Annotated in this window: 22 protein-coding genes; 8 read left to right on the top strand and 14 right to left on the bottom strand. The window is 70.8% G+C overall.

The window, feature by feature from the left end:
• Window positions 1-464 precede the first annotated feature (464 nt).
• The 3 genes from HG542_RS31010 to HG542_RS31000 form a co-directional block, all read right to left on the bottom strand.
• Window positions 465-1187, bottom strand: a complete 723-nt coding sequence (locus HG542_RS31010; RefSeq protein ID WP_171087333.1) for a dienelactone hydrolase family protein — start codon at window positions 1185-1187, stop codon at window positions 465-467.
• 436 nt (window positions 1188-1623) lie between these two features.
• Entirely contained in the window at window positions 1624-2619 is a 996-nt protein-coding gene (locus HG542_RS31005; RefSeq protein WP_171087331.1) for an L-histidine N(alpha)-methyltransferase, read from the bottom strand.
• Window positions 2620-2706: 87 nt separating this feature from the next.
• Window positions 2707-2940, bottom strand: coding sequence for a DUF5133 domain-containing protein (locus tag HG542_RS31000; protein WP_171087329.1), 234 nt, complete (start codon window positions 2938-2940; stop codon window positions 2707-2709).
• Between the two features lie 174 nt (window positions 2941-3114).
• Here HG542_RS31000 and HG542_RS30995 point away from each other — a divergent pair, with 174 nt between their 5' ends.
• Window positions 3115-3525, top strand: a complete 411-nt coding sequence (locus HG542_RS30995; protein ID WP_171087327.1) for a hypothetical protein — start codon at window positions 3115-3117, stop codon at window positions 3523-3525.
• Between the two features lie 16 nt (window positions 3526-3541).
• On the opposite strand, the gene HG542_RS30990 is transcribed toward HG542_RS30995, so the two are convergent.
• The 5 genes from HG542_RS30990 to HG542_RS30970 all read right to left on the bottom strand — a co-directional run bounded on the left by HG542_RS30990 (window position 3542) and on the right by HG542_RS30970 (window position 8418).
• Window positions 3542-3916, bottom strand: coding sequence for a hypothetical protein (locus HG542_RS30990; RefSeq protein ID WP_171087325.1), 375 nt, complete (start codon window positions 3914-3916; stop codon window positions 3542-3544).
• A gap of 240 nt (window positions 3917-4156) precedes the next feature.
• A complete protein-coding gene (locus tag HG542_RS30985; RefSeq protein ID WP_229922712.1) occupies window positions 4157-4921 on the bottom strand; it encodes a hypothetical protein in 765 nt (254 codons plus the stop codon).
• Window positions 4922-5027: 106 nt separating this feature from the next.
• Complete coding sequence (locus HG542_RS30980) at window positions 5028-5567, bottom strand: papain-like cysteine protease family protein (protein WP_227722196.1); 540 nt, start codon at window positions 5565-5567, stop codon at window positions 5028-5030.
• A gap of 403 nt (window positions 5568-5970) precedes the next feature.
• On the bottom strand, window positions 5971-7623 hold the full coding sequence (locus HG542_RS30975; protein WP_171087319.1) for an MFS transporter: 1653 nt from the start codon (window positions 7621-7623) through the stop codon (window positions 5971-5973).
• Window positions 7624-7770: 147 nt separating this feature from the next.
• Window positions 7771-8418 (bottom strand): TetR/AcrR family transcriptional regulator, encoded by a 648-nt coding sequence (locus tag HG542_RS30970; RefSeq protein ID WP_171087317.1) that lies wholly within the window; start codon window positions 8416-8418, stop codon window positions 7771-7773.
• Window positions 8419-8561: 143 nt separating this feature from the next.
• Here HG542_RS30970 and HG542_RS30965 point away from each other — a divergent pair, with 143 nt between their 5' ends.
• The 6 genes from HG542_RS30965 to HG542_RS30940 all read left to right on the top strand — a co-directional run bounded on the left by HG542_RS30965 (window position 8562) and on the right by HG542_RS30940 (window position 13440).
• Complete coding sequence (locus HG542_RS30965; RefSeq protein ID WP_171087315.1) at window positions 8562-9707, top strand: VOC family protein; 1146 nt, start codon at window positions 8562-8564, stop codon at window positions 9705-9707.
• Entirely contained in the window at window positions 9704-10645 is a 942-nt protein-coding gene (locus HG542_RS30960) for a fumarylacetoacetate hydrolase family protein (protein ID WP_171087313.1), read from the top strand. The genes HG542_RS30965 and HG542_RS30960 overlap by 4 nt, the downstream gene beginning before the upstream one ends.
• A complete protein-coding gene (locus HG542_RS30955; protein WP_171087311.1) occupies window positions 10642-11283 on the top strand; it encodes an AMP-binding protein in 642 nt (213 codons plus the stop codon). Before HG542_RS30960 ends, HG542_RS30955 begins: the two co-directional genes overlap by 4 nt.
• Window positions 11280-12806 (top strand): bifunctional 3-(3-hydroxy-phenyl)propionate/3-hydroxycinnamic acid hydroxylase MhpA, encoded by a 1527-nt coding sequence (gene mhpA, locus HG542_RS30950; RefSeq protein ID WP_171087309.1) that lies wholly within the window; start codon window positions 11280-11282, stop codon window positions 12804-12806. Before HG542_RS30955 ends, mhpA begins: the two co-directional genes overlap by 4 nt.
• Before the next feature lie 165 nt (window positions 12807-12971).
• Window positions 12972-13247, top strand: a complete 276-nt coding sequence (locus tag HG542_RS30945; protein WP_171087306.1) for a hypothetical protein — start codon at window positions 12972-12974, stop codon at window positions 13245-13247.
• 40 nt (window positions 13248-13287) lie between these two features.
• Window positions 13288-13440, top strand: coding sequence for a hypothetical protein (locus HG542_RS30940; RefSeq protein ID WP_171087304.1), 153 nt, complete (start codon window positions 13288-13290; stop codon window positions 13438-13440).
• 33 nt (window positions 13441-13473) lie between these two features.
• Here HG542_RS30940 and HG542_RS30935 read toward each other — a convergent pair whose 3' ends face one another.
• From HG542_RS30935 to HG542_RS30910, 6 genes are all read right to left on the bottom strand, one after another.
• Window positions 13474-13986, bottom strand: a complete 513-nt coding sequence (locus HG542_RS30935) for an O-acetyl-ADP-ribose deacetylase (protein ID WP_171087302.1) — start codon at window positions 13984-13986, stop codon at window positions 13474-13476.
• A 20-nt stretch (window positions 13987-14006) separates the two neighbouring features.
• Entirely contained in the window at window positions 14007-15233 is a 1227-nt protein-coding gene (locus HG542_RS30930; RefSeq protein WP_218039092.1) for a M20 metallopeptidase family protein, read from the bottom strand.
• A 23-nt stretch (window positions 15234-15256) separates the two neighbouring features.
• Window positions 15257-17665 carry a glycoside hydrolase family 65 protein gene (locus HG542_RS30925; protein ID WP_171087300.1) on the bottom strand — a complete coding sequence of 803 codons (2409 nt, stop codon included), beginning with the start codon at window positions 17663-17665 and terminating at the stop codon, window positions 15257-15259.
• Complete coding sequence (locus HG542_RS30920) at window positions 17662-18408, bottom strand: HAD family hydrolase (RefSeq protein WP_171087299.1); 747 nt, start codon at window positions 18406-18408, stop codon at window positions 17662-17664. The genes HG542_RS30925 and HG542_RS30920 overlap by 4 nt, the downstream gene beginning before the upstream one ends.
• Window positions 18409-18489: 81 nt before the next feature.
• Complete coding sequence (locus HG542_RS30915; RefSeq protein ID WP_171087297.1) at window positions 18490-19107, bottom strand: chorismate mutase; 618 nt, start codon at window positions 19105-19107, stop codon at window positions 18490-18492.
• A 70-nt stretch (window positions 19108-19177) separates the two neighbouring features.
• Entirely contained in the window at window positions 19178-20038 is an 861-nt protein-coding gene (locus tag HG542_RS30910) for a geranyl diphosphate 2-C-methyltransferase (RefSeq protein ID WP_171087294.1), read from the bottom strand.
• Between the two features lie 644 nt (window positions 20039-20682).
• Here HG542_RS30910 and HG542_RS30905 point away from each other — a divergent pair.
• A partial coding sequence (locus tag HG542_RS30905; protein WP_308699118.1) for a cytochrome c oxidase subunit I occupies window positions 20683-21513 on the top strand: 831 nt, incomplete at its 3' end.

Genomic DNA, 21513 nt, shown 5'->3' with positions numbered 1-21513 from the left:
TCCTGGCCGCAGCGGGGCCATGTTCGGCGCGGCCAGTGGAACGCGCAGTGGGCGGGAAGGCGCATACACAACAGAATGCCCCAACTGGCCGAGTAGCGGCCAGGATTCGCGCGCGGTCTTCACCACGGGCGCGGGCGGTGTCAGGCTCCGAGGTCCGGGAGACAGTCGGCCTTCAAGGGCATGGGGCGGACGTAACCAACCAGTCCGGGACCCCGTCGAGACGATGCCGCCCGGCATTGGTGTGGCAGGCGACGCCACCGGATCCAGCGAGCCGACCGGTAGGCGGCGATGGTTTCGCTTGCCTGCCCGAACTCCCACTCGCGGTGGTCGATGACGACAGGGCACCGGTGGCCGAGCGCCGCCCCGACCGGCCGGTACCGCCGTCGGGCGGGACCGTCGAGGTCGGGGCGGTTGTGCATCTGCCGGTACCGCTTACCGTCTGCTGCCGGCCTGACGGCCCGCCCTCATTTCAGGTGCCGGTCGTAGAACCGGCCCCCGTCCTCCATCTCGAACCACGGGGTGCCGACGTGCCCGCCCATATTGGCGTGCAGCGTCTTCTCCTTGGTGCCGAAGGCGTCGAACAGGTCCAGGGCCCGCTGCCGGGGGTTCCCTTCGTCGTCCCACTGCAGCAGGAAAAGCAGCGGAATGCCGACCTGCCGGGCTTCCTCGCGCTGGGCGCGGGGCACGTACCCCCCGGCGAAGAACCCGGCGGCCGCGATGCGCGGCTCGGTCACCGCCAGCCGAATGCCGACGGCGGTCCACCCCGAGTACCCGACCGGGCCGCCGATCTCGGGCAGCGAAAGGAGGGCGTCCAGAGTGGTCCGCCATTCCGGGACCGCCTTTTCGACCAGCGGGCCGACGAGGGACTCGAAGATCTCGTCGACCGGCTCGCCGGCCTGCATCGCCCGGCGGAGATCGGCGCGAGCCTGCTCGTCGGCGGCGGAACGGGGCCGGTCACCGCACCCGGCGGCGTCGATGGTGGCCACCGCGTAGCCGTACGCCGCGGTCTGCCGGGCCCGGGCCACCAGCCGGGGTTCCCTCTTGGGCAGGCCGTTGTTGTGGGCCATCAGGATCAGCGGAGCCGGTGCGGAGGATTCGGGCGTCCACAGGGTGCCGGGGATCTCGCCGAGGGTGAATTCGCGCTCGAGGACGCCGTCCTCGAGACGCTGTTCAGAAGTGAAGCGCATGGTCATGCCTTTCGGGAGTGCTCTCAAACGGCGCTCCCGGACGACCTATCGCCCGACCGTGACCCCGGAGGGGAGCACCCATGTCGATACTGCGTTCACGGGTACCACCTCCTCGTTCTCTCGCACGGCCTCCAGAAAGGTAGCAGTGGTCGCCGTGGTCCGCCAACGGGTTTTTGCGCAGGCTCCGTGGCCGCTCCCCCAACGCTCCGCCAACTCTCCGCAGGCGGCTGCCCGGTCGAGACCGAAAGGCTCCCTCCCCCGTGCGGGGGAGCCGAGTTGGACCTTCCCGACCGGGCCGGCGCTCGTCGTGATGGACGCCTGTTACGCACCACTGCTGCTCTGGGGACCACTGCTCGTGGTCGTCACGATCTCCTACTACCGGCGGCGCCGCGTGGACCGAGCAGGCACTGTCAACGTCGTTGCGGCCTTCCCGGCCTCAGTCGAGCAACAGGGCCGCGTACTGGAATTCCTCCTCCACCCAGTGTTGTCTGCATCGGAACCCGAAGGTCTCCAGTTCGCTTACAAGTTCGTTCAGCTCGAATTTGTGCAGCACGTCGTGGAAGAACGTCTCGTCCTCGGCGAAGTCGAGTGTCGTACCGAGCCGTTGGATGGTCACCTGTTGCTTCCTGGTACTGCGGATCTCACCCCGTACCTGCCGGAGGGGGACGTCGTAGACGACGTCCGGTTCGAAATGGGCGAGGTCGAAGTCGGCTCCGTACTCCCTGTTGAGGTGGGCCAGGGTGTTGAGGGCGAACAGACGGCGCACCGGCCGTTCCCCGGTGCACCCGGCCCTGTACGCCCGGCGCACGGTGTCCACCGGCTCGAAGAGATCCGCGCAGAGCAGGATGTGATCGTGCGGCCCGCAACAGGCCCGCAGGGCACGCAGGAAGGAGGACCGCTCAGGTGGTGTCAGGCAGCCGAAGGTGCTGCCGAGCATCGCCATGAGGCGTCCTGTTCCCCTGCCCCGGAGCCATGGCAGCGCCGTGGCGAAATCACCGTGTACCAACGTGATACGGGCCGTCGGCCACCGGGCGCCGAGGCGGCGGGCGGCCTCCCGCATCGGCTGGACGCTCACGTCGATCCCCGTGTACGCGCGGAGGAGTCCACCGGCGTCCATGGCGGCGAGCAGGATCTCCGACTTCTCCGCGCTGCCGGCCCCGAGGTCCACGAGTTCGGTGGCGGCCGACAGGCGCACCATGTCGCGACCGTGCTCCCGCAGCAGCTTGCGCTCCGCGCGAGGCGGGTAGTACGCGGGCAGGCGGCTGATCTCCTCGAAGAGGCGGGAGCCCTCCGCGTCGTACCCGTAGCGGTGCGGGATCCGCCGGGGGTTCTCGGCGAGGCCCGCCCGCAGTTCGTCGTCCCCGCCGGCGGAAGAGCGGTCCGGGCCGAGTGCGACCTCGACGGCACCGGCCCCGGCAGCCTCTGGGCTCATCCGCCGCTCCTGGACATTCGGGCCGGTACCCGTTCCTTCCTACCACCGGCCGGCCGGCACCGCCGTGTGGGAGATGCGTCCGGCCGGTCAGCCGACAGCTGCCGCGCTGTCGTCCTCGACCCGGGCACCCGGCAGACGATGTCGCGCGGCGATCAAGGCCGCGTCGATATCGCGCGTGCCGGTCGAGACGCACAACGTATACGCGACGTCGGCCATCTTCTGCCGCGTGTCCGGGCCGGCGTCGCCTGCCACCAGAGCGAGTTCGAGCGCTGTGTACCGCTTCACCAGGTCGTCGAGCACGGCAGGGTGGGCAAGCAACATGGATTTCTCCTCCGATGAAGGCACACACATGAGTCGCCCCGTCGCCTGCCCGGCTTTTCATGTCTCATGCGTGACACCGCCCACCTGCAAGGCACAGGGGCGTCTGCTCCTCGCGCCTGTCGAACACCAGCCCGTTAGGATGGACGGCACAGGATCTCGCGAAGGGGGAAGACCATGGATCTTCGCGACCCCGGCGGCTCGAACACGCCCATCAACAACCTGACCGTCCAATACCTGGGCATATTGGACCGGTACTCGACCGCGGTCATCTGGGCGGGCGGGAATTCCACCTGGGAACAGGCCTTGGTCGTCTACGTCAATGACATCCGTCAGGCCGAGCAGATCGGCAACTACGACCGCCCGAACTCTTTCTCTCTCGGGGAGCGCGCTTTCGCTCAGGAGATTGCGTTGGCGGGCTGGCACAAGGAAAGCCCTCCTGACGGCGGACAGCCCTGGATCGCTTCTCGCGGGCAGTTGATCCAGGACGGTGCCCACTGGGACGACACCGGAACCGGCGAGGGTTTCGGCTCCCTTACGGCCAACATTCAAGTGCTCAGCGGAACCTTGCACCCCATCGGCCACTGACCTGGCGGAAAACGGCTCAGCGCTCGCGGAAACCGCCGAGGAAGCGGCGGAAGACACCGCCCTCCGGGGGCAGCGGGGCGGACGGCGGCGGTGCGGTGGGCCGTTCACGGGCGATCGGCTGGTCGTAGTCGGCTCGGGCGATCACGTCGACGGTCCGGTCGAGGTCGAAGTCCCCGGAGCCCTCGATGGACGGAACGAAACCGACCAGGATGCCGTCCCGCATGACCTGCGCTTCGAGGGCCGCAGTGTCATCCGTGTCCCAGACCGCCTCGCGGCCGTCGCGCAGGACCACGCGCACCCCGATCTGGTAGACGCCCTCGCGGGCCAGGTGGGCGTCCAGGCCACGCTGCCGCAATGCATCCACGACGTGAAGCGCTCGGCTCTCCTCCATGAATTCACGATAACGCCGGCCGGCTCGACCCGGCCCCGCCATGGTGCCGGCGCCACCGTCGGTATCCCCTCGCCCCACCCTCCATCTGCGTCACACGGCCGGCGTCAACGCCCGAACCCCCAAGGGGAGAAGGGGTGCCGGCCGGCGCGAAGCCGGCCACCCGTGACGGCTTCGTGAAGGAGTACTCCGCAAATGGCGGGGTCGGGGGCCACCGTCGGGGGCGGCCGCCCCCGACCGGCTTTACGGCCTGGCCCGCTTGCGGCGGCGGAGGACCAAGGCACCGCCGACGAGCGCGACGGCGGCGCCGGAGGCACCGAGAACCGTCATGGTCGCGGGCGAGGAGTCCGACGGGCGGGCAGCGGGTGCGTAGCCGCTGGAGTAGCCCTTCGTGGCGTAGTCGGAGCCCGGTTGCTTGTCGGCGTAGCGGCTCTCCACCAGCTTCTGGTAGTCGGCGAGGGACACCGACTGCTTGCCGCCGAGGCCGGTCTTGGCCGCGTCGTTGAGCGGGGTGACCTGGTCGATGTTCAGTTGGTACCAGGCATTGAGCTGCGGTTCGGAGAACACGGGGCTGACCGCGGTGCCCTTGCTCGCGTAGTTCGCGTCGCTGTTGCTGTCCCGGACGGCGGCCAGGTGCCAGCCGCCGCCCTGGGTGGCGGCGAGGAGGACCGTCGCCGTGCGTCCGTTGCCGACGTCGACCGGGGCGGCCACGTAGGAGAGTTGGAGGGCCGACGCGAGGACGGCCTGGGCTTTGCCGTCGGCGAAGTCCGGGGCAACGCTGAACACGGCCAGGGGTGTTTGCCCCACGGTGAAGGACGGCTGTCCGTCACACGGATTGGCCTTGGCGGGAATGGTCTGCGCCGCCCGCGAGCCTCCCTGAGGGATGGGGACACCGAGGAAGCGGCAGATGGCATTGTGCACATCGGCCGATTTCAGCGTGTCCACCGCGGCCTGGAGGTCCGGGATGTCGGCGGGGCCTGCGGCGGCCCGGGCCGGGAGTACGGTCATGGCGGACAGCAGCGCCGTCGCGACGACTGCCTGACCGATCGGGCTGTGGGTGCGCCGATGTGAATTCGGCGGTGATGACCTTCTGTTGTGGGACATGATGTTTGCCTCACGAGGCTGAGACGCCGATTTGGGTGTGGGTCCAGGCGAACTGGCTGTTGTTCACGTAGTCGTTGTAGTTCCACCAGGTGTAGGTGTTGGTCTGCGGCCAGGGGTCGGCGACGCCGATGGTGTCGGCGTTCTCGTCATAGCCGTAGATGACGTTGAAGTGACCGCCGCCCGACTTCCATCCGATTCGCGCCAGGAAGGGACGCGCGGCGTCGACCTCGGTGTGGATCTGATTGAACGAGGCCGCGCTGTACTGGAGGGTGCCGGTGTTGACGAAGCCCATCTTCTGCCAGGCGCCGGCAACGTCACGGGGAGTTGCGGGCTGGTCGTTACAGCTGACGCCCGTGGCCTGGTTGGCCAGATTGCAGAAGTCGGTCTGGCTGTAGTTGTAGCCCCACCAGCTGGCGATGGTGTTGCCCGAGGCGTCCCAGCACCACTGATCCTGTTCCTGCTTCTGCATGTTGATGTTGTCATAGGCGGCGGCGTGCGCCGTGCCGGCGGCGGCTGCCCACCCCGACGTGACGAGCACCAAAGCCGACACAGCAGCTCCGAGCCTGCTTCCACGCATACTTCTACCCCCTTCTGGAGGAAATCGACAGGGCGGTGCCACAGAAAAAGAGGCAGCGGAAAGAAAGTCGACAACCTGCCCCGGAACAGCGCATTTCCGTGCCGAATTCCAGTGCCAGAAAAGCGCGACTCGTCAACCTCGGACAGAGGTCGCGCACACATTCCACCCGATAGAGTGATGCATTCCGATAATAATTCACATGGAATTCGGCCCGCGGTCGGCCGGCAATCCGTCGCGTGATTTCAGGGCCGGACCCGCCCACAGGATGTGCTTCAGCTCAGGCAGTGGAAGGTGGGCGGCGGGTGAGGGCGATCACGTACTCGGTGTCGCCGCCGTCCGCTTGGGCGCCGCTCCGCGATCGTCGTGAACCCGCCCGCTATGACCGGTCGGCGGCGACCGCGTGGAGCACGTCCGTGTCCCTGCCCACGGCTGTGGCCTGCTGCCTCGCGGTGGCCTCGGGCTCGGGCCCGGCGGACCAGTGGGGCTGCGGGGCTGCGGCCTGGGTCTTGTGGCCGAGGCGTGGTGCGATCGCGGCGCAGGCAATGGCGGCGACCGCCAGAATCGCTGCGATGACTTCCATCGCCGAGGTGAAGCCGGACATGAAGGCGTCGCGGACAGCGGCGGCCAGCGCGGGCCCCTGGGCGCCGAGGTGGGCCGCGACTTCGAGTCCGCCGGCGGCGGAGTGGTGCACGGTCCCGGCGACCTGGGCGGGCAGGCGGGACAGGTCGTCGGGCAGTGCGGAGCGGTAGTGGCTGGAGAACACCGAGCCCATCAGCGCGATGCCGATCGCGGAGCCGACCTCGCGGGCGGTGTCGTTCATGGCCGAGGCCACCCCCTGGCTGTCGGGGCCGAGGGAGTCGACGATGGAGCTGGTGCCGGTGGCACTGGTCAGGCCGATACCGGCCCCGGCGAGGATCAGGGCGCCGAGGAAGGGCAGGTAGCCGCTGTCTGCGTGCAGGCGGGTCAGCCAGAACATGCCGCCGGCCAGGAACAGCAGGCCCGCGGGCATGACCGCCTTGACGCCCAGGCGCTTGGCCAGGCGCGGTGTGACCACTGAGGTGGGCAGGACGACGGCCGCGACCGGTATCAGTGCGACCGCGCTGTGCAGCGGGCTGTAGCCGAGGATCAGCTGGAGGAACTGCAGGCCGACGAAGAAGAACCCGAAGACGGCCATGAACTGCACCAGGATCGCCAGCGTGCCCGCGCCGAAGCCGCGCAGTGTGAACAGGCGCGGGTCCAGCAGCGGGTGGCGGCTGCGCAGGCCCAGGACCACGTAGGCGGCCACGGCCACCGCGGCGACCGCGAACGCGGCGAGGACCTCCGGGCGGGTCCAGCCCCGGTCGTTGCCCTCGATGATCCCGTAGACCAGTGCCCCCACCGCCAGTGCGGTGGTGGCCGCCCCGGGGAAGTCGAAGCGCTCCCGCACCGAGCTGCGCGTCTCCGGGGCCAGCAGCAGCGCGGCGAGCGCGCACGCCATCGCGGTGGCGGCGCTGGTCCAGAAGATCGACTTCCAGGAGAACTGCTCCAGCAGGCCGCCTGCGGCGAGCATGCCGATGATCGCCCCGGCCGCGGCGAAGCCGGACCAGATCGCGACCCCGCGGTCCTTCCGGTCCTCGGGGAGGACCGCGGTGATCGTCGACAGGGTCCCCGGCATGATCATGGCCGCGCCGACGCCCATCACCACCCGGCACACGATCAGGTGCGAAGTGGAGGAGGAACAGGCCGCGAGGACCGCGGCTGCGCCGAAGACGACGTTCCCGGCGATCAGGACCTTGCGGCGCCCGATCCGGTCACCGAGCGCGCCCAGCGGCAGGACCAGCGCGGCCAGGGCCACGGTGTAGCCGTCGGCGATCCAGGTCAGCGCCGAGTTGGTGGCGCCCAGTTCCACGGCGAGGTTCGGCAGGGCCAGGTTCAGCGCGGAGACCGAGGCCACGACCAGGACGAGGGAGAGGCACATGGCGAAGAGCACGCCGCTCCGGCCACCACGACCTGTTCGGACAAGGGAGTTGCTGAACTCGGGGATCTTCATGCCCTCATCGTAACTGATGCTCTTATCAGTTACGATGAGGGCATCAGCCTCGATGTACGAGTGAGCCCGCAGGGCTGGGAATACGGCAGGCCCCCGCGCCGTGGAACGGTGCGGGGGCCTGGGGGCGTGCGGTCGGCAGGCCGGCGGTCAGGGGAGGTCGGGCAGCGGGCGGGTGGCGATCCCGTGGGCCTCGTCGGCGGGGAGCCCGAGCATGCGCAGGATCATCTCGGCCATGTGCTCGCCGGCCTCTGCGTCGAGGTCGCGCGTCGAGTTGAGCTGGAGCAGGCCGATCAACGCGCCGCCGACCGCCGACCGGGCCACGAGCGGGTCTTCGAAGGTGAAGCGGCCGGACGCCTTGCCGATCTCCAGGTCGCGCAGGGCGCGCGGCCCGAGCCCGGTGGCGGCGTTGATGTGCGGCAGGCCGCGCAGGCGCAGGATCTGGGTGATCTCGGGGTGCGAGGCGGCCAGCCGAAGGGTGAGGCGGACGCGGGCGGCGAAGACCGCGGCCGGGTCGTCGATGCCTTCGGTGACGCTGTCGAGCAGCTGGCCGTACTCCTCCAGGGCGTCGCCGACCGCGGCGTCGAACAGGTCGTTCTTGGTCTCGAAGTGGTTGTAGAACGTGCCGAAACCCACGTCGGCGCGTGCGGCGATCTCCTGGATGCTGGCCGAGGTCTCGCCGGTCTCGGCCAGGATCTGCCGCGCGGCGGCGATCAGCGCCTGGCGGGTGCGCGCACGGCGGCGCTCGAAGCGGTTGGCACCCGCGGGGCCGTCGGTTGTGTCGAGCTGGTTCGGCATACGGCCAGTCTAGGCACATTCAGATCTGATGACTCCATCACCTGAACCCTTGACGATCGCCTCGTCAGGACTGACGCTTCTATCAGTTCAGACATTCTCATCAGAAGCGTGTCCGTTTGAGCCACCCCTGACGGAGCCCCCTCATGTCGAACGACCGAGCCCGCCCGCCCGGGCCCACCACCGCCCACCAGGACCTGCACAGCGAGCACGGGGCGCTGCGCGGGGAGCATCCCGGCCGTGCCCGACAGCCCGTGATCAAGGTGGCGGACCTGGCCTGGCTGGAGTTCGAGAAGCCGGATCTGGCCCGCGCCGAGGTGTTCGCCCGCGACTTCGGCTTCGCCGTCGCCGCGCGAACCGGCCAGGCGCTGTATCTGCGCGGCACGCTGCCGGGCTCGGCGTGCGTGGTACTGCGGCGCGGCCACGCCTCACGGTTCCTCGGACCGGCGTTCCGGGCCGCCGAGCGCGCGGACCTGGACCGGCTGGCCCGGGCCACCGGCCGGCCGGTTCGCGAGCTCGGGGAGTCCGGCGGCGGGCGGGTCGTGGACCTGGTCGACCCATCCGGCTTCCCGGTCCGCGTCGTCCATGGCACCGAGCAACTCCCGGCCCTGCCCGAACAGCCCCCGCTCCCGCTGAACTTCGGCGGCAGGCGGGCCCGGACCAACGCCGCCCAGCGTCCGCCGCGCGAACCGGCCCGGATCCAGCGGCTCGGCCATGTGGTCCTGGAGACGCCGAGGTTCACCCGGGCCCTGGACTGGTACCTGGAGACCCTCGGTCTGATCGTCAGCGACTTCCTGTTCCTGGACGGCCGGCGCGACCGCGGGCCCACGATGGCGTTCATCCGCTGCGACCAGGGCGCCACCCCGGTCGACCACCACACCCTCGCGATGCACCTGGGCCCGCGCACCGGTTACGTCCACTCCGCCTACCAGGTCACCGACCTCGACGCGATCGCCGTCGGCGGGCAGTACCTCGCCGAGCGCGGCTACAAGCGCAGCTGGGGCATCGGGCGGCACATCCAGGGAAGCCAGCTCTTCGACTACTGGCGCGACCCCGACGGGCTGATGGTCGAGCACTTCGCCGACGGCGACCTGTTCGACTGCGACCTGGAACCCGGCTGGGCCCCGATGTCCGCCGGCGGCCTGGCCCAGTGGGGCCCGCCGGCCACCCGCGACTTCCTCGGCGCCAACCCCACCCCCGCCCTGATCCGCGAGGTCGTGCGCGCCCTGCGCGCCGACAACGAGATCGACCCCGGCCGTCTGCTGGGCCTGATGAAAGCGATGAACCGATGAGCGTCAACGTCCTGCGCACCGCCGATGGTTGGTACACCGTCCGCGGTCGGCGCGCCGTCCGGGTGCAGACCGCGGCCGCCACCACCGCCGACCTGCTGGCCGACCGGGACGCCGTCACCGCCGCCGTGAGCAGCACCGACCCCGGCGTCCCGGTCGCCGACCTCGCGGTGCTCTCGCCGGTCACCCCGGGGCGCCGGGTCGTGGCCCAGATGACGAACTTCGCCTCGCACGCGGCCGATGCGGGCCTTGACCCGAAGAGCGTCCCGCTCACCTTCTTCCGCAAGGCGTCCGGGTCGATCAGCGGTCCGTACGAGGACATCGTCAAGCCGGCCCACGTGCGGCTGCTCGACTACGAAGTGGAGATCGGCCTCGTCATCGGCGCACCGCTCCCGGTCGGCACCGAGGTCTCCGCCGCGAACCTCTCCGGCCACGTCGCAGCCCTCGTGGTCACCAACGACGTCTCCGCCCGGGACCTGCAGCTGCCCAGGACCCAGTTCTACGAGGCCAAGTCCTACCCCACCTTCACCCCCACCGGACCGGCGTTGGTGCTGCTGGAGGAGGGCGACCTCGACCGGTTCGCCGAGCTGCGGCTGCGCCTGTGGGTCAACGGCGAGCTGCGGCAGGACATGCCCGCCTCCGACATGATCCACCGGCCGCTCGAAGCCCTGAGGGCACTCAGCGGCTTCCAGCGGCTGGACCCCGGTGACCTGCTGCTCACGGGCACCCCGGTCGGCACCGCGCTCAGCGCGCCGCCCAAGCCGGTCGAACTCCTGGGTTCGCTGTTGCCGACCGCGACCAAGTGGCGACTGTTCTTCAAGGCCCAGGCCAAGAACCCCAAGTACCTGCGGGACGGCGACCTGGTGGAGGCCGCCGTCGCCACCGACGACGGCACGCTCGACCTCGGCCGCCAGCGCACGACGGTGAGGTACGCCCGGTGAGCGAGCTGCTGTGGCCCCACTACGCCGCCCCTTCCGACCTGGCCGCGATCGAGGCGGTGCCGCTCGAGGCCCGCGGCCTTCCTGCCTCCACCCACGACCTGCCGGCCCGGGCCGCGCGGCTCCGGCCCGACCGCACCGCCCTGACGGTGCTCCCCGACGCCGAGCGGTGGCGCGGACCGCTGCGGTGCACCTTCGCCGACCTGCTGGCCGGAGTGCACCGCTATGCCAACGTCCTGCACCGGTTCGGGGTCCGCCGCGGCGCCGCCGTCGCGCTGATGGCGCCCAACTGCGCCGAAATCATTCCTGCGACCCTCGCCGCGCCGCTCAACGGCGCGCTCGCCCCCGCGCACCTGGCCGAGCTGCTGCGGCGCTCCGGCGCCCGGGTCCTCGTCACCGCGGGACCGGAGCTTGACCCGGACGTCTGGGCGAAGCTGCCCGAGCCGGCCGAAGCGCTCGACGCGGTCCTGGTGCTTCGGCCCACGGCGGCAGTTGGCGATCCCGCACCGCTGCCGCGGATCGACGGGGTGCTCATCGCCCACCTCGCCGACCTGGCCCGGGCCGAGGACGCGTCCGCATTCACGGGAGAACCGCCCCGGCCGGGCGACCTGGCGGCGACGCCCGGACCGGTGGCATCGTGACCGCCCGCACCGTCCCGGTGGTCGTCATCGGCGCGGGCCCCACCGGGCTGACCGCGGCGACACTGCTGGGCCAGTACGGCATCGAGACCCTCGTGCTGGACCGCTGGGAGTCGGTCTATCCACTGCCGCGGGCGGTCCACCTCGACGACGAGATCCACCGGCTGCTCGCCCGACTAGGCATCGCCAGGCAGTTTGCCGCCATCTCCCGCCCCGCCCAGGGCCTGCGACTCCTGGACCGCGAGCTGCGGGTACTGGCCGAGTTCCGGCGCGGCGGCGACCTCGGCCGCCACGGCCACCCCGAGTCCAACATGTTCGATCAGCCCCAATTGGAGGCGCTGCTGCGCACCAACCTCGAACGGCACCCGACCGTCACCCTGCGCGGCAACGTGGAGGTCACCGCGGTCGAGCAGTCCGGCGCCGGCCCGGTGCGGGTACGGCTCACCGATCGGGGCACCGGCGAGACCAGCACCGTGGCGGCCGGATACGTGCTCGGCTGTGACGGTGCCAACAGCCTGACCCGCTCGACGATCGGCTCCACCATGCACGACCTGGCCTTCGCACAGCGCTGGCTGGTCGTCGACGTCGCCACCGACGCCGACCTGCACCAGTGGGAAGGCGTGCACCAGGTCTGCGACCCGGTACGTGCGGCCACCTACATGCGCATCGGCGAGCGCCGCTACCGCTGGGAGTTCCGGCTCCTGCCCGGTGAAGGCGCCGACGACTACCGCGACATGACCCGCCTGCACCCCCTCATCCGGCCCTGGACCCGGGACGTCCCCGCCGACGAGCTGGAGATCGTGCGCACGGCCGAGTACACCTTCCGCGCCCAGATCGCCGACCACTGGCGCAAGCAGCACGTCTTCCTGCTCGGCGACGCCGCCCACCTCACCCCGCCCTTCATCGGCCAGGGCATGGGCGCCGGCCTCCGCGACGCCGCCAACCTCACCTGGAAACTCGCCGCCGTCCTCGACGGCCGCCTCCCCGAACAGGTCCTGGACAGCTACGAGACCGAGCGCAAACCCCATACCCACTCGATGATCACCCTCGCGAGGCTGATCGGCACCGCCATGACCGCCGGCGGCGACACCGGCAGCGCCCTGCGTCGCATCCTCGTGCCCCACCTGCACCGGATTCCGGGCCTGAGCAACCGCATCCTCGACAGCCGAACCCCGGCCCTGCACCGCTCAACCCTGGTCGACCGATCCCGGCTCGGACGGGGCCTCGCAGGACGTCTGTGCCCCAACGCCCGGCTGGCGGACGGCCGGCGCTTCGACGACCTGGCCGTCGGCCGCTACGCGCTGGTCACCTCCGCAGCCGCCGCCCCTTCGCTGTGTGCGGACGTCCAGGACCGCGGCGGTGTCCTGGTCACCGCCTCCCCCGGCACCGCCCTGCACGGCTGGCTCCGCCGGGGCCGCTCCGTCGCGGCGCTCGTCCGCCCCGACGGCACCGTCCAACGCACCGCACGCGACCCGAAGGCCCTGTGCGACCTCCTGCCCGCACCGAGCCCCCGCAGGCGTATCTGATATTGATCTTGCGGCACCAGCAAGGCGAGTTGACGGATGCCGCATGGGAACGGAGGGCACGCTGACCAACGGTTACGTCGCCACCTTCCGGGACGACGAGTCCCTGATGCCCGCCTGTCCGGAGAGAGCACGCCCTCTCCGGACAGCACCTCGCGCGCCCCGGAGTTGCGCGGCATCCGGGTCGACCGGCCCCGGACGCTGGACTTCGGCCGGCCGACCGCCACCCCCGAGTGGACGCAGCAGAGCATGTTCGGTGCCATGCCGGTCCGCGACGTCCTGGTGGTGATCGGGAACGAGCTGCTGGAGGCGACGATGTCGTTCCGCAGCCGCTGGTTCGAGTACCTGGCCCACCGGCCGTTGATCGAGGCCTGGTTCCGCGCCGACCCGGACATGCGCCGGGAGGCGGCCCCCCAAGCCCCGGCTGAACATGCTGGTCCTTGACCCCGGAACGGTCTGTGTGGAAGCGAGCGAGACCGCTCAGATGGAACAGCTCGACCGGCTGGGCTTCGAGGTCGTCCCGCTACCGTTCTGGGACGTGGCCCCCTTCGGCGGCGGACTGCACTGCGCCACGCTCGACGTGCACCGCGAAGGGGTCCTCGAGGACTGTTTCCCCAGGCGGTCCGGCAGGTTCTGAGACCGGGAGTCGGCGTTCCAGGCGCCAGGGCTGTCACCTCACCTGCACGGCAAAGGCCTCGTACGCCCGCTCGTCGAAGAGCACGAAGCGGACCTCCTCCACCTCCGTCTCCGTCCCCCGCACCGTCTCCACCGCGATGCGAGCCGCATCCTCCAAGGGCCACCGGTAGACGCCCGTCGAGATCGCCGGGAACGCGACCGTCTTCGCGCCCAGTTCGTCCGCCACCTGCAGGGACTCGCGGTGGCAGGACGCCAGCAGTTCCGACCGGTCCTCCGACGCCGACCACACCGGCCCCACCGTGTGGATCACCCACCGCGCCGGCAGCCGACCCGCCGTCGTCGCCACCGCGTGGCCCGTGGGCAGGCCCTTGCCGTAGTGGGAGGCGCGCAGGTCGCGGCAGGCGGCGAGGATGGCGGGGCCGCCCTTGCGGTGGATGGCGCCGTCGACGCCGCCACCGCCGAGGAGCGAGGAGTTCGCGGCGTTGACGACGGCGTCGACGTGCTGTTCGGTGATGTCGCCCTGGACGAGGGTGATGGTGGTGGGCATGGGGTCATGATGCCCCGCCATCACGCCTCGCCGCGGAGGCAGGTCTCCGCCACCGCGCAGTGCACGGCGACGCCGACGGCCAGCGCGCTCTCGTCGTACACCACCTTGTCGGAGTGGTTGTCGGGGGCTTCCCCCGGCGTACTGCCCGGCGGGCACGCGCCCAGGAAGGCCATGGCGCCGGGGACGCGCTGCAGCACGTACGCGAAGTCCTCACCGCCCATGGTGGGATGAGGGAGGTCGTGGACGGCCGACGGGCCGAGGGTGTCGATGACGGCGCGGCGCACGGTGGCGGTGAAGGCGGGGTCGTTGTGCACCGGGGGGTAACCCTCGGGGAGGTCGACGTCGGCGGTCATACCGTGGGCCGCGGCCACACCGTGGGCGACCCTGGTGATGCCCTCGCGCACGATGCGGCGGCTCGTCCCGGTGAGGGTGCGGTAGGTGCCGGTCAGTTCGGCGGTTTCCGGGATGACGTTGAAGGCCCGACCCGCCGTGATGGTGGTGATGGTGAGGACGGCGGGGTCGAAGACGGGGACGGTCCGGGTGATCATCGTCTGCAGGGCCTGGACGATCTCGCAGGCGACGGGGACGGGGTCGAGCACCTTGTGCGGGCCGGCCGCGTGGCCGCTCCGGCCGCGGACGGTGATGCGGACGGTGTCGGCGGCGGCGTACTGGGCGCCGGACCGGAGGTGGAGCGTTCCGGTCGCGTTGCGGGCGTTGATGTGCAGGGCGAAGGCGGCGTCGACGGGCCCGCCATCCGGACCGTGACCGTGCAGGACTCCCTCGTCGATCATCGGGAGGGCACCGCCGCCGGTTTCCTCGGCCGGCTGGAACATGAACACCACACGGCCCGGCAGCCGTTCGCGGCGGGCCGCGAGGAGGCGGGCCGCCCCGACGAGCATGGCGGTGTGCGTGTCGTGGCCGCATGCGTGCATGACGCCGGGCAGTTCGGAGGCGAAGTCGAGTCCGGTGTTCTCCTGTTGGGGCAGTGCGTCCATGTCGGCGCGCAGCAGGACGGTCCGGCCCGGGCGGTGTCCTTCGAGGACGGCCACCACGGAGCTGAGTTGCCTGCCGACGGTCACCTTCAGGTCCAGGCCGGCAAGTGCGTCGAGGACCGTCTGCTGGGTGCGCGGCAGGTGCGTGCCCACTTCCGGAGCGCGGTGGATGCGCCGTCGTACCGCCACGACCTCCGGCAGCAGCTTCCGTGCCGCGGCCGCCACGTCGGTGCCCGGTGTCCGCATGCCGGTCATGCTCCTCCTCGGTGGCGGCCGTGTCACCCGTGGTCGCGGGCGTCGCTCGCGGGCTGCAGGTCCGCGGTCGACCAGGCCGCTCCGCGGTGGGCCGGGGCGCGGCCGGGCGGCTGTTCGGGGGCGGGTCCGGGGGTCAGTTCCGGCACCCGGCAGGACTGCGGCACGCCGGGCGGCACGGTGAGCGTCTCGTCGCAGTGCCGGATGGTCAGGGCCTCGCCCTCCAGCAGGGTGTACGTCGCGGTCGTCCCGGTGATCTCGACGCGCAGCCGCCGCCCCCTGACCTGGACGACGAAGGCGAGACGGCCGAGCTGTTCGGGGAGGCGGGGGGAGAAGGCGAGGCAGCCGCTGCTGTGGTCGCGCATGCCGCCGAATCCCATGACGAGGGCGAACCAGGTGCCGGCGAGGGAGGCGATGTGGAGTCCGTCGCGGGTGTTGCCCTCCAGGTCGAAGAGGTCCATCATCGCCGCCTCGCCCAAGTAGTCGTAGGCGAGGCGCATATGGCCGACCTCGGCCGCCATCGCCGCCTGGCTGCAGGCGGAGAGCGAGGAGTCGCGGACCGTCAGCTGTTCGTAGTAGGCGAAGTTGCGTTCCTTCTGCTCCCGGGTGAAGGCGTGGCCCCGCACCACCATGGCGAGGACGAGGTCGGCCTGTTTGACGACCTGTTTGCGGTAGATGTCGAAGTAGGGGAAGTTGAGCATGAGCGGATAGTGGTCCTCGCGGGTGTGCGCGAAGTCCCACATCTGGTGCCCGGTGTAGCCGTTGTCCTGTTCGTGGACGCCGAGTTCGGCGTTGTAGGGCAGGGCCATGCGGGCGGCGGCGTCGCGCCAGGCGGCGGTCTCCTCGTCGTCGACGTCCAGGGCCTCCGCGACGTCCGGGTGGCGTTCGGCGGCGTCCGCCGCGGCCCGCAGATTGTGCTGGGCCATCAGGTTCGTGTAGACGTTGTCGTCCGCGATGGCGCTGTACTCGTCCGGGCCGGTGACGCCGTCGATGTGGAAGTCGCCGTGGTGGTCGTGGTGGCCCAGGGAGCGCCACAGCCGTGCGGTCTGTACCAGCAGGGGCAGGCCGACTTCCTTCTCGAATGCCTCGTCGTCGGTGGCGGAGACATAGCGCACCACGGCGTCGGCGATGTCGGCGTTGATGTGGAAGGCGGCGGTCCCTGCGGGCCAGTAGGCGGAGCATTCGTCGCCGTTGATGGTGCGCCAGGGGAACGCGGCGCCTTTCAGGCCCAGTTGGCGGGCGCGTTCCTGGGCGGCGGGCAGGGTGCTGTGGCGCCAGCGCAGGGCCTGGTCCACCGCCTGGGGTGCGGTGTAGGTGAGGACGGGCAGGACGAAGGACTCGGTGTCCCAGAAGCAGTGGCCGTCGTAGCCGGGTCCGGTGAGTCCCTTGGCGGGCAGGGCGCGGGCCTCGCCCCGGGCGCCGGCCTGGAGGACGTGGAACAGTGCGAAGCGCACGGCCTGCTGGATCTCGGCGTCGCCGGCGACCTCGACGTCCGCGCGGGACCAGAAGTCGTCGAGGAACCCGCGCTGTTCGTCGAGCAGTCCCGCCCAGCCGGTGCTCTTGGCCCCGGCGAGGGCGGCGTCCACCTGGTCGTGCACGGCGGACACGGAGCGGGCGGCGGACCAGCCGTGGGCGACGAACTTCTCCATGCGCAGCCGCTGTCCGGTCTCCAGCGGTGAGGCGACGGTGAGCCGGACGAGGTTGCCGTCGGTCTCGGCCTCGGCGGAGATCTCGGTCTTCTCGGGTCCGTCCACCACGTGATCGGCGGACACCGCGATTTTCAGGCCGCTGCGGGCCGTGCAGTGCAGGAGCCGCATCCGTGTCCCGTTCACGGCGTGCTGCTCGGGCACGAGCGGATCCTTCAGCCGGGCGGCCGTGCGGGGGTCGGTCCCGTTCTCGGGCAGCGCCTCGTTGGTGACGAGCTCGGACTGGACGACGATGCGCACGTCCCCGTCGAGCGGTTCCACTTCATACGCGACGGCCGCGACCGCGCGCTGGGCGAAGGAGACGAGCCGGGTCGAGCGCACGCGGACGGTGCGGCCGCTGGGCGAGGTCCATTCGGCGGTGCGGTGCAGCAGGCCGGTACGGAAGTCCAGGACCCGCTCGTGGCGGAGCAGCTTCCCGTAGCGCAGGTCGAAGGGTTCGTCGTCGACGAGGAGCCGGATCACCTTGCCGTTGGTGACGTTGATGATGCTCTGCCCGGACTCGGGGTAGCCGTAGCCGGCCTCCGCGTAGGGCAGCGGGCGGAACTCGAAGACGCCGTTGAGGTAAGCGCCCGGCAGGCCGTGCGGCTCCCCCTCGTCGAGGTTGCCGCGCCAGCCGACGTGCCCGTTGGCGAGGGCGAAGACCGACTCGCTCTGCGAGAGCACGTCGAGGTTGAGCTCGGTCTCGCGCAGGCACCAGGGGTCGACGAGGTAGGCGGGGTGGGTGATCACGCGGTGCCTCCCAGCAGTTCGGCGAGGTCCTGCACGACGGTGTCGGCGCCGTGCCGGCGCAGGGCGTCGGCCTGGCCGACGCGGTCGACGCCCACGACGAAGCCGAAGTTCCCGGCGCGGCCGGCCTCCATGCCGGCCAGGGCGTCCTCGAAGACGGCGGCCTCGGACGCGGCAACGCCCAGTTCCCGGGCGGCGGCGAGGAAGGTGTCGGGGTGGGGCTTGCCCGGCAGGTGCCGTTCGGCCGCCACGACGCCGTCGATCCGCACCTCGAAGAGGTCGTCGATGCCGGCCGCGATCAGGACGTCGTGGCAGTTGGCGCTGGAGGAGACCACGGCGCGCCGCAGCCCGGCATCCCGTGCGGCGTGGACGTAGCGGACCGATCCGGGGTAGGCGTCGACGCCCATCTCCTTGATCTTCTGCAGGACGAGGGTGTTCTTGCGGTTGCCGATGCCGTGCACGGTGTCGGACTCGGGAGGATCGTCGTCGTCGCCCTCGGGCAGCGTGATGCCGCGCGAGGCGAGGAAGGAGCGCACGCCGTCGGCTCTGGGCCTGCCGTCGACGTATTCGTCGTAGTCGGCGACGGCGTCGAACGGCCGGAAGCCGGGGCCGTCGCGCCGGGCGAGGAAGGCGTCGAAGGTCTCCTTCCAGGCGGCGGCGTGCACGGTGGCGGTCTGGGTGAGCACTCCGTCGAGGTCGAAGAGGCAGGCGCGGACGGGTTCGGGCAGGCCTAGGGTCGTGGTCACGCTTCTCCCCCTTTCCCGGGATCGTCCGACGCCTGCCCATGGCGGGGCCGAATCACTCGTTCAGCGCGGGGTGCCTGCCTCTCACCCGCAGACGGACCGCAGCGAGCGGGTCAGGGCCACGGCGTGCAGGTGGTCCAGCCGCCTCTCGTGCCGCACCTGCGCGGCGGCGGCCGCGGCCGCGCCCCGGCACTGGTGCTGGGCACGCTCCGGCCCTGTGGCGGCGAGGGACCGCACCAGCGCATCATTGATGCGGTTGATCTTCTTGCGCACCTCGTTCAGGTCGGGGCGGTGCGTCGGCGCCTCGGCGGGGCGCGCCTTCCAGCGGCGGAACAGGCCGCGCTGGACGTCCTTGTTCGCCTCGATCTGGTCGCGGAAGATGCGCACGGTCGCGGCCGGATCGGCGCCGTCCTCGCGTGCCTGCTCCGCGACGGCGTTCAGGACCTGCTGTTCCCGCACCGGGTCGTCGATGGGGCTGCCGGTGCCCCACTTGGCCGCGGCCACCAGGTCGCCGGTCGCCAGGCGGTCGGCCGACAGTCCGGCGAGCGTGCGGAGTTGGCCGGGCCGGAACGGAACGGCGGCTGTTTCGGCGGAAGTTGTCCTGTGCGGGGCCGCGCCGGCCGAGGGGCCGCCGGCGGCGACGGTCAGGAGTCCGGTACAGGCCACGAGCGCGGCCCGGCGGATGATCGGGGTTCTCTTCATGCGGTCCCTCCCCTGTGCTGCGGATCGTCGGCGTCCAGTATCTCCGGCGCAGACTCCACGACGTCCGGCGTCAGATGCGGTCGGCCACGATGAGGAGGTAGTGGAAGCTGCCTTCCCCGTAGGCGGTCAGGAATGCCGGCTCGATGCCGGTGGCCAGGGAGGACCGCAGGCGAAGTTCCCAGTACGGGATGGTCCGGGCCGTCAGGTCGGTCACGGTGATCGGGACGAGTCCGTGGGCCGCGAGGGCGGTGAAGTAGGCACTCCTGGGGTGGATGTTGCAGGTGTAGTGGCTGTCGATACGGCTGACGGCCCGGGAGCGGCCGCCGGTGACGTCGTCGGAGCAGCCGGTGATGCAGACGTAGCGGCCTCCGGGAGCGAGGACGCGGGCGAATTCGGTGAACGCCTCGTCCAGATCGACGTACATGGTGGATTCGTTGGTCCACAGCGCTTGCCGCGAACCGGTTGCGAAGCCGGTGTCGAGCATGGTGCGGAAGTGGAACCGCACACGGTCGGCGACGCCGCGTTCCGCGGCCTGCCGGTTGGCGAAGTCCGCCTGGTACTCGGATATGGTCACGCCGTCGACGGAGCAGCCCCAGCGCTGGTGCGCCATGAACGCGGTGCCGCCGAGGCCGGAACCGGCGTCCACGGCACGGGCGTCCGCCGGCAGGGGGCCGAGGTGGTCCAGGAGCAGGTCGGCCTGGGAGCTTTCCAGCCGGTGGAGTTCGTTGACGATCCGCCGGCTGCGGTCGGGGGCGGGTGCTTCGAGGACGGCGGGGTCGTACGGGCCTGTGCCGCAATGGTGGTGGTGGAGACCGCCGGCGCCGCCGGGCAGCAGGTCGGTGCTGTCGAGCCGGCGGGTGTCCCAGGTGGCGGTGACCGTGCGCCGGTGGTCGGTGCGCAGCACCTCGGTGGTGGCGGGCGTGGTGTTCATGCGGAGCTCCTTGCGGGGGCGGGGCGGCTTGGTCCCCCGAGCGCGCTGTGGCCTTCCCGGGCCACCGGGTACAGCCGTTGAACAACCGCCCCCAGTCAAAGAGCCCCCCGCCCGACCGGCCAGCCGGAACGTGCCATTCGGGGGACGCCCCCGGGTTGGCCGGACCGGGCCTGTCCGGGCGTCGCCCCGGACAGCATTCTGAGCCCCGCAAGGATTCGCCCGATTCACAGAGCTCGTCCGTGGTGCAGCTCAGCGCCACGGGCGGAGCGCCGACGGCGGTGATCTCCCAGTCGCTGCCGGCCGGCTCGTGGGTGCGCACGACCGCACGCAGACGACGGGCGGGCTGCCCTATGTGGATCCGGGGGCCACGCTGTGGGCGCACCGGAGTGACGGTCTCGGGCCGGCGAAGCGCGGTCGCTGACCGCGGGAACCCGATCCGTCGGGCAGGGCCGAACGGCCCGGATCTCCCGCTGGTGAAGCGGGACGTTCGACCCCGGGCCGGGGGCTCCCCGGCCCTGTCCGCAGCCACAACACGCCACTGATCATGATCCGGGCCGGATATCCGGCCCGGAAATTCTCTTTTTTGCCAGTGGAGTTGGTGGCCTGTGGACGGTATCGGGACGCGCGGAGACGGCGGAACCGAGGTGCAGCACCGCACGGACGGGCCGGCCGCCGGGCGGAAGCCCCGGAGCACCCCGGTGGAATGGCTGACGACCACCGATCACAAACAGATCGGCACGCTGTATCTCGTCTCCGCTTTCGTCTTCTTCATCATCGGCGGTCTCATGGCGCTGCTGATGCGCGCGGAACTCGCGCGCCCCGGCACGCAGATCCTGTCGAACGAGCAGTTCAACCAGGCCTTTACGATGCACGGGTCGGTGATGCTGCTGCTCTTCGCGATGCCGCTGTTCACGGGATTCGCGAACTGGCTCATGCCACTGCAGATCGGTGCGCCGGACGTGGCCTTTCCCCGGCTGAACATGCTGGCCTTCTGGCTGTTCCTGTTCGGGTCGCTGATCGCGGCGGCGGGGTTCCTCACGCCCCAGGGTGCCGCGGATTTCGGCTGGTTCGCGTATGCGCCGCTGTCGGACGCGGTGCACTCCCCCGGTGTCGGGGCGGACATGTGGATCATGGGGGTGGCGCTTTCCGGATTCGGCAGCATCCTCGGCGCCGTCAACTTCATCACCACCATCATCTGCATGCGGGCTCCCGGCATGACGATGTTCCGCATGCCGATCTTCACGTGGAACGTGCTGCTGACGGCTCTGCTCATCCTGATGGTCTTCCCGGTGCTGGCCGCCGCGCTGTTCGCCCTGGAGATGGACCGCAAGTTCGGCTCGCACGTCTTCGACCCGGCCAACGGCGGTGCGCTGCTGTGGCAGCATCTGTTCTGGTTCTTCGGGCATCCGGAGGTGTACGTCCTCGCCCTGCCGTTCTTCGGCATCGTCTCCGAGGTCATCCCGGTCTTCTCGCGC

The organism is Streptomyces morookaense, assembly GCF_013030945.1.
Classification (GTDB): domain Bacteria; phylum Actinomycetota; class Actinomycetes; order Streptomycetales; family Streptomycetaceae; genus Streptomyces; species Streptomyces morookaensis.
The sequence above is the reverse complement of the archived record's forward strand: the minus strand, read 5'-3'. Positions and strand labels throughout refer to the sequence as shown.